This window comes from Agrobacterium sp. MS2 (assembly GCF_003261015.1).
Taxonomy (GTDB): Bacteria; Pseudomonadota; Alphaproteobacteria; order Rhizobiales; family Rhizobiaceae; genus Agrobacterium; species Agrobacterium pusense.
On record NZ_QLNF01000014.1, the window covers coordinates 275653 to 288659 of the forward strand.

Here is a 13007-nt window from a genome sequence, read left to right on the forward strand (position 1 = left end):
TCCCGGCTATAGGAATTCATATGGAAACGGATGGAAAGACCCTTCGCCGCGGCTGGACCACGGGCACCTGCGCGGCAGCCGCCACGAAGGCGGCCTGCGCCGCCCTTCTGACCGGCGAGTTTCCTTACCCTGTCGAGGTCGAACTTCCAAGCGGCGCGAGGCCCGCATTTTCCCTCGCGACCGAGGAAAAGGGTGAAAACTTCGCCCGCGCAGGTGTCATCAAGGATGCGGGCGATGACCCTGATGTTACCCACGGCGCACTGATCGAAAGCACGGTGCGGCGCGGTCAGCCGGGAAGCGGTATCACCTTCAAGGCCGGCACGGGCGTCGGCACCGTCACGCGGCCCGGACTGCCCCTGCCGCCAGGAGAACCCGCCATCAATCCCGTGCCACGCAAGATGATCGAAACCGCCATTCACGAGGTGGCTGGTGCGGAGACTGATTTCGAAGTTGAAATTTCCGTTCGAGACGGCGAGAAACTTGCGGAAAAAACCCTCAACGGCAGACTCGGCATTCTCGGGGGTATCTCCATTCTCGGCACCACGGGCGTCGTTATCCCTTTTTCCTGCTCGGCCTGGATCCACTCCATCTGGCGAGGCATTGACGTGGCGCGTGCGACCGGCTGCACTCATGTGCTCGGCGCTACCGGGAACACCTCTGAAAAAGCGGGACAGGCGCTGTATGAACTGCCCGAGACCGCGTTGATCGACATGGGGGATTTCATCGGCGGCATGTTGAAATATCTGCGCAGCCACCCGGTCGAACGGGTAACGATTGCTGGTGGCGTCGCCAAGATGACGAAGCTCGCCCAGGGGATGCTCGACGTGCACTCCAAAAAAGGTCTTGCCGATCTCGATGCGCTGGCGGCGCTGGCAGGGGAGGCAGGTGGCGATGGGGAACTCGCTGACGCCATTCGCAGCGCCAACACCGTCGCCCATGCTTTCCAGCTGGCCGATCGCAACGCTATCGATCTTGGCGCGATCGTTGCGGAAAAAGCCTGGGTGACCGCGGCGGCGGCGCTGAGGACGCCGGCCATAGCACTGGATATCCTTGTTTTCGATCGTCAGGGCGCGTTGAAGGGACGCACCGCCTCCACCCCGTCGCATCAGCCCGCCGCATCCTCCTTTGGAGACCGGAAGCGGCGTACATAGTCTGCACTGTAGAGTGCGCTTTCACGAAAATCCGTCGAGGCCAAACCACGGCCGACAAAGATCAGCGCCGTGCGCTCGACAGGCTCGGCCGCAAGCTTGCCTTCGATATCGAACAGGCTACCGCGAATGACCCGCTCATCCGGCCAGGACGCCCGCACGACAATGGCGACGGGGCAATCGGAACCATAAAGCGGCGTCAATTCTTCCACGACCCTGCCGATGGCATGAATGGCAAGATGGATGGCAAGCGTCGCGCCCGTCGCACCGAAAGCCTGCAGCGTCTCACCATCAGGCATCTTCGATGCACGCCCGGAAATCCGCGTCAGCACAAGGCTCTGCGCCACTTCCGGCACCGTCAGTTCGCGTTGCAAGGCGGCGGCGGCGGCGGCGAAGGAAGGAACCCCGGGCGTCACGCTGTAATCGAGCCCCAGCTGCTCCAGCCGGCGGATCTGTTCGCCCATTGCGCTCCAGACGGAAAGGTCGCCGGAGTGCAACCGTGCAACGTCCTTGCCTTCCCTTGCTGCCGCGATGAATTCCGCCTCGATCTCATCCAGCGAAAGTGCGGCCGTATCGACAATACGCGCGCCCGGCGGGCAATAGTCGATCAGCGCCTTCGGAACCAGCGAGCCGGCATAAAGGCAGACCGGGCACGCCGCGATAAGATCGCGCCCGCGCACCGTAATGAGATCGGCGGCGCCCGGACCGGCACCGATGAAATGAACCGTCATTCGTGTTCTCCATGTTCGATCGCGCAGCCGCCATCCTCTGGGGCGGCACCGTCAGCGGTTGCGATGGCCACCGTCACATCGCCGTGTACGAGCCGCGGCGCGACCAGTCTTGCATTCTCTCCCGCTGCCGCAAGCGCCGCGGTTTCGCTCACGCTCGGCAAACCGGACCGCTCGAAACTTGCGCGTGAAAACGTCAGCGTTTTCGAGATAACGGCGTCAAGCCGATGCTGCGCGACGATTTCGAGCGACAGGGAAAGAGTTTTCGCCGCTTCCGCAAGGCCGGCTTCCCGCGATTTAAGTGGCGCAGTTGCCAGGCGGTCGGCCTTGACGCCAAAATCCTGCTCGGCAGCCCGCAAGGCAGCGATGATCATCCCCGCCGTTGCTCCCTTGCGGCAGCCTATGCCAGCCACGATCACCATGGCTTCACCCAGCTCCACTGGGTCACCGGCATGGCCGGACGCCACCCCGACATTGAACCGACAGCAGCCGCCCGCGACACATCCAGCCTTACAATCGAACCGCCGAGTCTCGCATGCGCGGCCAGCAGAACTGCCTCCATTTCCAACGTCACGGCATTGGCGACCAGACGCCCCCCGGATTTCAATGCCTCCACGGCCCCATCGAATACACCCGCCTCACTGCCGCCGCCGCCAATGAAGATTGCGTCCGGACGGGGTAACCCTTCAAAAGCGTCGGGAGCGGAACCGATCATGACCTCAAGCCCGGGAACACCGCAGACGTCGGCATTAAACGTTATGCGTTCCGCCCTTGCCGGGTGCTGCTCTATGGCAATGGCGCGGAGCGAAGGGTGCGACAGCATCCATTCAATGCCGATCGAACCGGAACCCGCACCGATATCCCACAGCAGTTCGCCGCGGCGTGGCGCCAGCGAGGACAGGGTCACAGCCCGGATTTCGCGTTTGGTGATCTGACCGTCATGTTCGAACAGGCCATCGTCGAGTCCGTGCGCAAAGGGCAGGACACGTGCGCCTTGATCCGCAACAACGTCAATTGCCACGACATTCAGCGCATTGACGTCCTCAACGGCGAAATCGCTTGCCGGGACGCAGCGCGATCTTTCCCGCTCTCCTCCCAAAGCCTCGAGCAGAGTGAATTCCGACCGGCCGAAACCGCAGGCAGACAGCAATTTTGCGATCAAAACCGGGTCACGCTCGTCCGACGTCAGCGCTATGATGCGGGTGCCGGGATGGAGATGCGGCCGCAAAAGGTCGATGGGTCGGCCGTGCAGTGAAACGCACTCGACCGATTGCAGCGGCCAGCCGAGCCGGGAAGCCGCGAGAGAAAAGGCCGAAGGCGAAGGATACGAGACAGCCTCCTGGACAGGGACGCTTCTCAGAAGCGTGACGCCCACACCATAGAAGAATGGATCACCGGATGCCAGCACGCAAACCCTCCTGCCGCGCAGCGCCAGAACGTCCCTCATCTCCACGTCGAATGGCACGGGCCAGGCCCGTGCTTCGCCCTGAATGGCCGCAGCGGCCAGGTCCAGATGACGTTTGCCGCCAAAGACAACTTCAGCGGCCTCAATTGCCCGCAGCGCATTTTTACCGAGCCCGTCAAGCCCGTCCTCGCCGATGCCGACGATGGAAAGCCAGCGCGTTGCTTCCTTTTCGGTGGAAGCCTTGCCCCTTCCGGAATATTCAGAGGTCATGACACGCTCCATACTCATTCTTGGCGGCACGACCGATGCCCGCCTCCTGGCCGGCCGGCTGGGCGAAGATTCCACCTATCGCGTCCTGCTCTCCATGGCGGGCCGCACGATCTCCCCGGTGGAACAGCCCGTACCCATGCGCAGTGGCGGCTTCGGCGGTGCGGCGGGGCTGGCGGATTTCATCCGCGCCGGGAATTTCGATATTCTGGTGGATGCGACCCATCCCTATGCCGCCAGAATTTCCGCCAATGCCGTGGAGGCGTCGAAGCGCGCCGGCGTTCCGCTCATCAGGCTTTCGCGTCCCGCCTGGCAGCGTCAGCCGGGCGATAACTGGCAAAGTGTCGAGAGCATCGATCAGGCGGTCGTCGCGCTTGGCGGCCAAGGCAGATGCGTTTTTCTGGCGCTCGGTCGACAGGAGCTTCTTCCTTTTGAGGCCGCGCCCCAGCACAACTATCTCATCCGCAGCGTCGATCCCGTGGAACCGCCGCTGAAGTTGCCGGATGCGCGTTACATCACTGCACGCGGTCCTTTCGCAACGGAGGACGAAATCCGTATGCTGGAAGAAAACCGCATTGAGGTCGTGATATCGAAGAACTCGGGTGGCGCAGCAAGTTACGGCAAGATCGAAGCGGCCAGACAACTCCATCTGCCGGTTATCATGATCGAGCGGCCGAGGCAGTCGCACGACACGGCCGCCACAAGCGTAACGGTGCCGGATATAGCGACTGCGCTCACCGCCATCCACCATCAGTTTTCTCTTTTCGAAAAACGAGGCGAATAAACGATCGGTTCTTTTCCGGGACGTTCGATCAAACGCGTTTCTTCCGAACCGACAATGACACAGGTCGCCATGTCTGCCATGTCGCTCGACGCCTCCGATAGCGGCACGACCCGTATGCGCTCATCCAGGCGGCCTGCCGCCCTGCCGAAGATCACCGGCACCGATCCGGGCAGATGCACCCGCAGCAGGTCAAACGCCGTGCCGAGCTGATGCGGCCGCGCCTTGCTGACAGGATTATAGAAGGCCATCACGAAACCCGCCTGCGCCGCTGCGATCAGTCGTTTCTCGATGATTCCCCAGGGTTTGAGATTGTCCGACAGTGAAATGGCGCAAAAATCATGCCCGAGCGGCGCACCAGCTCTTGCCGCCACCGCCAGCATCGCCGTCACGCCGGGCACGACGGAAACATCGATGTCGCGCCATTCGGATGGACCATTTTCGATTGCCTCGCAGATGGCCGCCGCCATGGCGAAAACACCGGGATCACCACCGGAAACCACGCAGACCCTGCCGCCTTCGGCCGCAAGCCGAAGGGCCTGTTCAGCGCGGGAGATCTCCTCGCGATTGTCGGAGGCATGACGGCGCTGATGGGGACCAAGCGACAGCCGGTCGAGATAAGGAATATAGCCGAAAAAATCGTCGGATGCCGCGACAGCGGCGAGCGCCTCCGGCGTCATCTGTGCAGCATTACCGGGTCCCAGTCCGACGACGACGAGCTTGCCGGTCATGGTGCTTCACCCGGGCCGGGCCTCGTTTTCCAGCCAGGTACAAGAACCAGCGAAAAGTAGGGTGCAGGCGAAGCATCCCGCTCGATGAGCCGCACTGCATGGCTGTTGGCCATGGTGCCGCGCTCGACATAAAGCGCCTGTTCGAGCTTGCCGGCCTTTTCCAGTGCACGGCGGATTTTGGGCAGGTTGCGCCCGACTTTCATGATGACCGCCCCGTCCGTGCCGGAAAGACGGTCAGAAAGAACATCTTCTGCAAGCGTTCCAGGAAGCACGCTCAGAATATCGTCTCCCTGCACCAGCGGCAGTCCAGCCATGGACCAGCAGCCGGACATGGCGGTGATGCCGGCTACGACTTCCGCGTGATAGGACGGCGCAAGCCGCAGGTGCAGATGCATATAGGAGCCATAGAACAGCGGATCGCCTTCCGAGAGCACGGCAACATTCCTGCCGGCTTCGAGATGTGCTGCAATGTCCTTCGCCGACTGATCGAAAAATAGGGCGATCGCATCGCGATATTCCTCACCGTTCTTGTCGCTTTCAACCGTGACGGGGTAAACCAACGGCATTTCAAGCGTGCCCGGACGGATAAAGGCCTCGACGATACCACGGCCGTTGCCGCTGCTGCCCTTTTTGCAGAAGAAAGCCAGAACGTCGGCTGCCTCGATGGCGCGCACCGCTTTCAGCGTCAGCAGTTCAGGATCGCCGGGACCGGTGCCGACGCCGACGAGTTTCCCCTTACGATGTTCAAAAAGAGCCGCGCTCACAGGCCCGCCCTCGCAACCGCGTTGACGGCGGCAGCCGTCATGGCCGAGCCGCCCATGCGTCCCTTGACGATGGCGTAGGGAATGCCGAGCGTACTGACTTCCAACGCATCCTTCGATTCCGCTGCGCCGACGAAACCGACCGGCATGCCGATGATGGCGGCGGGGCGAGGCGCGCCCTTTTCGAGCATCTCCAGAAGATAGAACAGGGCTGTTGGCGCGTTGCCGATCGCCACCAGAGCACCGTCCATGTGCTCCGCCCAGAGATCAAGCGCGGCGGCCGAACGTGTATTGCCGATGGACCTCGCAATGTCGGGCGTGCGCGCATCACGAAGTGTGCAGATGACCGCATTGGCGGCTGGCAGGCGCGCGCGCGTCACACCATGGGCGACCATTTCCGCATCGCAAAGGATGGGCTTGCCCGCAAGGAGTGCGCCACGCGCGGCAGAGACAAAATCCGGGGAGAAACGGAAATGGGCGGCGGCCTCAACCAGCCCGCAGGCATGAATCATGCGAATGGCGATGTCCGCCTGATCCTCGGCAAAAGCGGATAAATCCGCTTCCTCGCGTATTATGGCGAAGGAGCGCTCATAGATCGCATTGCCATCGCGAATATAGTCATAGTCGGTCATCGGTCATCCTGTCGAAGCGCCGCGACAATTGCCTGCCTGCCCAGACGGGCAAACAGGCCAGCGGCGTTTTCCCCGGGCTTATGTTCTTTTTCATAAAGACGGGCAAGCCGCGAAAGCGCCGCTCTTTGTTGTGCAAAGGGTAAAATGCCGTCCGGAGAACCGCCGGCGCGGCCAAAAATCGAAAAAGCCATGCCATTATCAGAACCTGAAAAGGTCAGAAGCGACGGCGCAGGGTGGGCGCAGCCTTTGCCGCATCCGGAAATATGCAGGGTCACGGAACCGTCGAGCAGCGGGGCGCAAGCGCCTGCCGCAAAGGAAGCCAGTTCGTGAGTAGGATAAAAGGCCGACGCGCAACCGGGAGCGCCGGGACAGACTGCTATGGAAGATCGCCCGTCGCCGGCAGCCGTGACGAAACCCGATGTTCCGGCACTTGCAAGTAGTGCGCCGCACGCGCGCTGGGAACCGAAAAACAGCAGGCTATGATTTATCGCTGGCCGAAGAGACTGAATACCGAGCACGGCGGCCGCTTCGCAGAGACGCGCTATATCAGCGGCTTTGATCTGACTGAAGGCAGGCGCGACGCCTGCAGCAAAACCGGCCCCGCCTGCGGCCATCAAACCCAAAGGCACGAAGGACGGGGATGCCTCGCTTCCGGCCAGATCCACCAGATGATCACCGCAGATCGCTTCAATCATCTTCCGGTCCAGATCGCGACCGCGGGCGAGCGGACCTTTTTTTGCCAGAAGCGCAAGCAATTCAAGGACGACACCAGCTGCGGCGCCGGCGCCAACCAGCCCCGCATCCACCGAGCTGCTTTCCGGACCGCCCACAAACAGGCGCCAGAAGACCTGCCCTTCCAGACGCTGTGCTTTCAGGCGGATGTCAGCGAGCAAATCTCCCATGGAGACATATCCGCCACCGTCGATCACCACAGACATTTTGACGGCGAGTTTTTCAGCAAGCCCCAGCGCTTTTGCCTCCCGGCGAATCTCGTCTGCAAGAGAACGGCCATCGGCAATTTCCGTCTCGTCACGACCGGATAAGGGCGACACCTCAACCGCCAGCCCATCGCGAAGCGGTAGACCAAGCGCCAGAACCTCTTTTTCCAGAAAGCGCGCGCTCTCGGGCGACAGACCGCGAAATTGCAGGCTGCCCCGGGCGGTAATGTCCATCAAGCCATTGCCATGGAAATCCGAAAGATCGCAAAGCCTCTTCATCTCAAGGGGCGTGATATCCTCTTCGAATGCGATCCGTGACAGGAGACCATCGCCGGTGGGCATGGGTGCAGAGAGAGCCGGGCATGCGCCGCGGCGGCTGACTGGCTGAACGGGATTGAATAAGGCCGTCATCACGCGCCGACCCTTTCCGGACGGGGCAAAAGCAGCATTTCAAGCTCCGCATCCACCGCGTTTCGGCGACTGTGCCACAGGCCGCGGCGGCGGGCGGACAAGAAACGTTCCGCCATCACCCGCGCTGCCTTCGGGTTTTCGCGCAGGATGAAATCGCGCACCGCTTCATTGCCGAAATAGGCATCGTAAAGGGCTTCAATCAACGATGACGACACCGCATTGGTGGTTTCGGCAAAGCCGACCAGCCGGTCCACCGTCTCGGCAAACTCCGCCGCACCGCGTGGGCCGTGTCGCATCTGGCCTTCGATGAAGCGCGGATTGACGGCACGGGCCCGCACCACCCGCGTCAGGGCCTGTGTCATCGATCTTGCCCGTGGGCGCGCCGGATCGGTCGTATCCAGCGCCACGATATCGGCAACGCCTCCAAGTGCAGCCTTGGCAGCGGAAAAGCCGCCAATGAAAGCGACATCGGAAGAACCGTCCAGAAGATCGCGGCCGGGATCATCGCCGGTGTGAACCAGAAGATCAGCCCGGCGCACCGCCTGCGCAAATCCGGCATCCTCGAAAATCTCCAGCCCGTCCGCACCTCCGAATGCGTAACTTGCCGAATCTAAGTAGGCTTTACCCAGTTCCTCGCGTTCGTCCCATTTGCCGCTGGCGAGCTTCTCCTCAATACCAGCACCATAGGTGCCGGGCGCAGAGCCGAAAATCCGCGGTGGTATATGACCGAGCAGAGCCGCCTCTTCCGCAAGCGGATTGTCGCCCGGCGCTTCTTCACGCCGCGCCACGGCCTTGGCGGCAGCATCGAGAAGCGCGATCAGCGCAGGAAACATATCCCGAAACAGGCCGGAAATGCGGAACGTCACATCAACGCGTGGACGGCCGAGGCTGGCCGGCGGCAGCACCTCGATGCCGGTAACGCGGCCGGTGCCGGCGTCGTAAATCGGCCGCGCTCCCATCAGGTGCAGCGCCTGCGCCACATCCTCGCCGCCGTTGCGAAGACTGGCACTTCCCCAGAGATCGAACACCAGATGTTTCGGCCAATCCCCGTGGCTCTGCAGATGATGACGGAGCACCTCTTCGCCGGCCATGCGCCCTAGTTCAAAAGCGGTGGGCGTCGGCATCGTGCGCGGATCCGCTGCATAAAGATTGCGGCCCGTGGGAAGGACATCGATCCGGCCCCGTGCCGGTGCGCCGGAAGGACCGGGAGCAACGTGCCGGCCATCGAGTGCGGCAAGCAAGGCCGCCTTCTCGGCCCGGGCGCTTTGAAGTCTCAGAGGATCAGCCTCACCTTGGGCGCAGCGGCCGAAAATGTGTTGGCCGTCCTTGATCGCAAAATCCTTGAGATCACAGAGAAAGGCGTCGATGCGTGAGAGGGCGGCGTCGGCATCGTCTTTCGTATTCACGCCGGCCTCGGTTGCAAGCCCGGTTTCCTGCGCTTTTTCAATGATCAGCTTCGCCAGCCTGTCGCGCCGGCGCCGATCGAGCCCATCGGCCTGCGCATATTCGTCGACCAGCTGTTCAAGCGCCAGTTGTTCCGGCGAAAGCCCGGCATTAACCAGCACCGGCGGAATATGGCCGATGGTGACGGCTGCAATACGCCGTTTCGCCACCGCCGCCTCACCGGGATTGGAAACGATAAACGGATAAATCACCGGCAGCGGACCAGTGACAATTTCCGGAAAGCACTTGCGGGAAAGCGCCACTGTCTTGCCCGGCAGCCATTCCAGCGTACCGTGCGCGCCCACATGCACGATGGCATGGGCGGATGCCACGCGCTGCATCCATGCGCCGAAGGCAACAAGCGCGTGGCGCGGAGGCAGGGCGGGATCGTGATAGTCAACCCGGCGGTCCTCATTGCGCCCCCTGTCCGGCGCAAGCGCCACGAAGACCTGGCCGAAACGCGCGACGCGAAAACGAAACCCGCCATCGGCAAAAGCTTCATCACTTTCCGCAGCTCCCCATGTCGCACTCAAGGAGGCCGCGGCATCATCAGGCAAACCCGAAAGAAAACCTCGATAGTCCGCAAGGTCGATCGTCGCTTCCTGCTGCTCAAGGCGATCGAGCAGCGCCCTTGCTGTTTCAGGAATATCTTCGACGCAATAGCCGGCATCAGCAAGATCTCGCAGCATTTCGAGCACGCTTTGCGGCACATCCAGACCAACGGCATAACCGGTTCGCCCCGGGGCTGCACCCGGATAATCCGGCATCAGAACGACAATGCGCCGCTCCTCCGGCGAGGTATTTTTCAGACGCAGGAAGGCCGCGATGCGGCTTGCCACCTGTTCGACACGATCCGCCTCCGGCATGTTTACGAGACTGATACCGCCATCGGTCCGAGGCTGCTTGAAGGAAATCACGCCTGCGAAAATCCGGCCATCCAGTTCAGGCAGCACAATATGCATGGCAAGATCGGACGGGTTTAGTCCACGCGCATTCGCCGCCCAGCCGTCGCGGCGGGTCGTCGCCATTGCGACCTGGAAAACGGGAACGCCAAGCCGATCGAACAGCGTATGGCCATCGGCATCGCTCTGACTCGCAAAGGCCGTCGCAGCAAGGATGGCAGCGGGCTGAATATCTCTCAGCGCCTTTTCGAGAAAGCGAAGGGCGTCGCCATCCTTCAGGCCGCTGACAAAAATCGGCACCGGGGAGAAACCGCGCTCGCAAAGCGCGTGAAAGAGCGCATCCACCGGCGCTGCATCCGCAGCCAGCAACATGGAGCGATAAAAGACAATAGGCAGAACGGGCGCGGCAGCCGGGAAGCCAGAGCAGGCCTCCATTTGCCCTAACACCCCCAACCCCGGCCGATAAAAGCCGGCTTTCGGCAATGGCTCAGCTTCTATCATCGGCCATGCGTCATCTCTTGCCAGAGCGGCGAGGCCACCGGCAAGGCGACCCATATTCTCTCTTCCGCCTTCGCGGAAAAAGGAAAGGACGGATGCCAGGATGTGCGTGTCCACGGTCGACGCCGCTTCGAGCTTTTCGTCCCTTTCACTGCATTCGCCGGGCAGAAGCAGAAGCTTTATGCCACGTCGGCGCGCCATGCTGGAAAGCTGATCAACTCCATAACGCCAGCGTTCCGCTCCACCGAGGATTCGGACAAGGATGACCGTGGCATGCTCCGCCGTCTTTTCGATCCACAGGTCAACCGACATGGGATGGCGAAGCTCGGCGAGGTTTGCGGCGGACAGGCTGGGGAGCACACTGTCCGCCTGTCGCCACGCCTGCTCAAGCCCGGCAAGATCGCTTGTCGAAAACGACAGCATCACCACATCCGATCGAGGCTGGTTGAGGTCAACCGGCTCGATCAGATCGTCAAGAGACGAGGATGTGGTGGCAAGAATATGCATCGTCAGGCGGCCAGCATCTGTTCGATCTTTTCGCGATTGATGCCCTTTTCGCCGATAATGACCAGTCGGCTGCGGCGCTGCTCGCCCGCTGCCCAGGGGCGGTCGTAATAATGATTGACCCGGCTTCCGACCGCCTGCACCTGCAGACGCATGGGCTTGGCGGAAACTTCGACGAAGCCCTTGATGCGCAGGACGTTTTCAGCCGCAGCCGTTTCGGCAATGCGCGCCGCCAGTGCTTCCGGATCGGCCACAGCCGGCAGGTCGATGACGAAGCTGTCGAAATCGTCGTGTTCATGGTCGAGTTCACCGTCATGGTGGGTGCGGCGGTTTTCGATATCCTCTTCAACGGCAAGACCAAGACCGATCAGCACGGCGGGGTCGATGGCGCCATTGGAGGCCACAACGATCTTCGCCGCCTTCGGCAGATGTTCGAGCACATGCGCCCTCGCCTTGTCGAGACCGGCTTCATCAAGGAGATCGGCCTTGGTGAGAACGATGAGATCGGCGCAGGCGACCTGGTCCTCGAAAACTTCCTCAACCGGATCATCGTGATCAAGCGCCTCGTCATTGGCCCTCTGAGCAGCGAGCGCCTCCATGTCGTGCGCGACCTTTCCTTCAGCAAGGGCGGCGCCATCCACCACGGCCACGACGGCGTCCACGGTCACGCGGCTCTTGATGGCCGGCCATTGGAAAGCCTGGACCAGCGGCTTAGGCAGGGCAAGACCAGAGGTCTCGATCAGGATATGCTCCACCTTCGGCTGGCGGCTGAGAATTTGTTCGATCGCGGGCTGGAAATCGTCAGCCACCGTGCAGCAGATACAGCCGTTGGCCAGTTCGACGATGTTTTCTTCCGGGCAGCTTTCAATGCCGCAGCCTTTCAGGATTTCGCCGTCGATACCGATATCGCCGAATTCATTGACGATGATTGCGAGCCGCTTGCCGTCCAGCTTTTCCAGAAGACCACGCAACAGCGTCGTTTTTCCCGCCCCTAGAAAACCGGTGACGATGGTGCAGGGAACGCGGTCCAGATGGTTACTCATGATCTCTCCTCGGTAAAATCGAATGGGGGAATGCGCGCCACCATGCCGCGCTTTAATGGTTCGGGGCGGCCGCGCCAGGGCATCAGGCCATCTGAAGACGCAGAAAGAAGCCGCGCGCCGGTCAGCAGGTCCCCTGCATCGTCGGGTGTCAGCCCGCCAAACACATAGGACCAGCCATTGGCGCTGCGCAGCACGGCACTGAGGCCACGTTTGCAGTTGGCGAGACAATTGACGGAACGGACCGCGATGCCGGACGCTTCCGCCTCTGCGGTGACGGCCTCGGCAAGACGTGAGCCGGCACGTGGCTCGGCGCTGGGATCAGCTTCGTCGCGACAGCTTCGGCAAACGAAAACGACCACACCGGACGCCGTTTCATCCTGCGCGTTTCCACCAGCAAATGAAGATGTCGCTGAAATATCCAAACCGTATCGTTCCCGCGCCAAGTCAAATTCTTTGGGGTGCGGATATCGAAAACGGTATGCGCACAGGCACAGACCGGCTGTTCGACGTCATCGACTGACCGGAGCACCCCGCCCGGTAGACGTTTTTCCTGAAGCGGCAGGTCTCCTGGCTTGCGGCTCGATGAGCGCCCGGACACCGCCTTCCCGAACCGTCTCTCTGGTCCAGTGGCTTTACGGTGCGGGCTTGCCGCTTACAGTTGCGGGGGCAGCCACGGAATGACCCGTTTCAGGGTGGAACCGTGTTCCCTCTTAGCTTTTCCCGTTGCCGGGGAAAGACCGTCAGTTCCTTACCCTTAGGCCGAACGGGCTTTGGGGTCAATGCCGCCCCTGTGGCTCGCGCATTGCCGGGTGCGG

General features: G+C 61.8%; 12 protein-coding genes and 1 riboswitch. Of the genes, 2 read left to right on the plus strand and 10 right to left on the minus strand.

From position 1 onward, the window contains the following. The first annotated feature begins 20 nt into the window (after positions 1–20). A complete protein-coding gene (locus tag DOU54_RS09365; RefSeq protein WP_037090092.1) occupies positions 21–1151 on the plus strand; it encodes a cobalt-precorrin-5B (C(1))-methyltransferase in 1131 nt (376 codons plus the stop codon). Here DOU54_RS09365 and cobM read toward each other — a convergent pair. The 3 genes from cobM to cbiE are packed head-to-tail and all read right to left on the minus strand — an operon-like array spanning position 1106 to position 3551. Next, complete coding sequence (cobM, locus tag DOU54_RS09370) at positions 1106–1879, minus strand: precorrin-4 C(11)-methyltransferase (protein WP_004444155.1); 774 nt, start codon at positions 1877–1879, stop codon at positions 1106–1108. The two genes, DOU54_RS09365 and cobM, sit on opposite strands and share 46 nt — an antisense overlap. Beyond that, positions 1876–2298, minus strand: a complete 423-nt coding sequence (locus DOU54_RS09375) for a cobalamin biosynthesis protein (protein ID WP_004444156.1) — start codon at positions 2296–2298, stop codon at positions 1876–1878. Before DOU54_RS09375 ends, cobM begins: the two co-directional genes overlap by 4 nt. Beyond that, positions 2292–3551 carry a precorrin-6y C5,15-methyltransferase (decarboxylating) subunit CbiE gene (cbiE, locus tag DOU54_RS09380; RefSeq protein ID WP_113381992.1) on the minus strand — a complete coding sequence of 420 codons (1260 nt, stop codon included), beginning with the start codon at positions 3549–3551 and terminating at the stop codon, positions 2292–2294. The genes DOU54_RS09375 and cbiE overlap by 7 nt, the downstream gene beginning before the upstream one ends. Here cbiE and DOU54_RS09385 point away from each other — a divergent pair. After that, entirely contained in the window at positions 3550–4332 is a 783-nt protein-coding gene (locus DOU54_RS09385; RefSeq protein WP_037090085.1) for a cobalt-precorrin-6A reductase, read from the plus strand. The two genes, cbiE and DOU54_RS09385, sit on opposite strands and share 2 nt — an antisense overlap. Here DOU54_RS09385 and DOU54_RS09390 read toward each other — a convergent pair. From DOU54_RS09390 to DOU54_RS09420, 7 genes are read right to left on the minus strand one after another with little or no spacing between them, the layout of a single operon-like run. Continuing rightward, a complete protein-coding gene (locus tag DOU54_RS09390) occupies positions 4299–5060 on the minus strand; it encodes a precorrin-3B C(17)-methyltransferase (RefSeq protein ID WP_045533471.1) in 762 nt (253 codons plus the stop codon). The genes DOU54_RS09385 and DOU54_RS09390 overlap by 34 nt on opposite strands. Continuing rightward, on the minus strand, positions 5057–5824 hold the full coding sequence (locus DOU54_RS09395; RefSeq protein ID WP_113381991.1) for a precorrin-2 C(20)-methyltransferase: 768 nt from the start codon (positions 5822–5824) through the stop codon (positions 5057–5059). Before DOU54_RS09395 ends, DOU54_RS09390 begins: the two co-directional genes overlap by 4 nt. Then, positions 5821–6453: a precorrin-8X methylmutase gene (locus DOU54_RS09400; RefSeq protein ID WP_113381990.1), complete on the minus strand. Its 633-nt coding sequence runs from the start codon at positions 6451–6453 to the stop codon at positions 5821–5823. Before DOU54_RS09400 ends, DOU54_RS09395 begins: the two co-directional genes overlap by 4 nt. Further along, on the minus strand, positions 6450–7802 hold the full coding sequence (gene cobG, locus DOU54_RS09405; protein WP_113381989.1) for a precorrin-3B synthase: 1353 nt from the start codon (positions 7800–7802) through the stop codon (positions 6450–6452). The genes DOU54_RS09400 and cobG overlap by 4 nt, the downstream gene beginning before the upstream one ends. After that, positions 7802–11152 carry a cobaltochelatase subunit CobN gene (cobN, locus tag DOU54_RS09410; protein ID WP_113731067.1) on the minus strand — a complete coding sequence of 1117 codons (3351 nt, stop codon included), beginning with the start codon at positions 11150–11152 and terminating at the stop codon, positions 7802–7804. Before cobN ends, cobG begins: the two co-directional genes overlap by 1 nt. 2 nt (positions 11153–11154) lie before the next feature. Continuing rightward, the gene (gene cobW / locus DOU54_RS09415) at positions 11155–12192 is read right to left on the minus strand and encodes a cobalamin biosynthesis protein CobW (protein ID WP_006700272.1); all 1038 of its coding nucleotides are present in this window, start codon (positions 12190–12192) and stop codon (positions 11155–11157) included. Continuing rightward, entirely contained in the window at positions 12189–12614 is a 426-nt protein-coding gene (locus DOU54_RS09420; RefSeq protein WP_004444176.1) for a DUF1636 family protein, read from the minus strand. Before DOU54_RS09420 ends, cobW begins: the two co-directional genes overlap by 4 nt. Before the next feature lie 118 nt (positions 12615–12732). Further along, positions 12733–12949: riboswitch (cobalamin riboswitch) on the minus strand. Between the last annotated feature and the right edge of the window lie 58 nt (positions 12950–13007).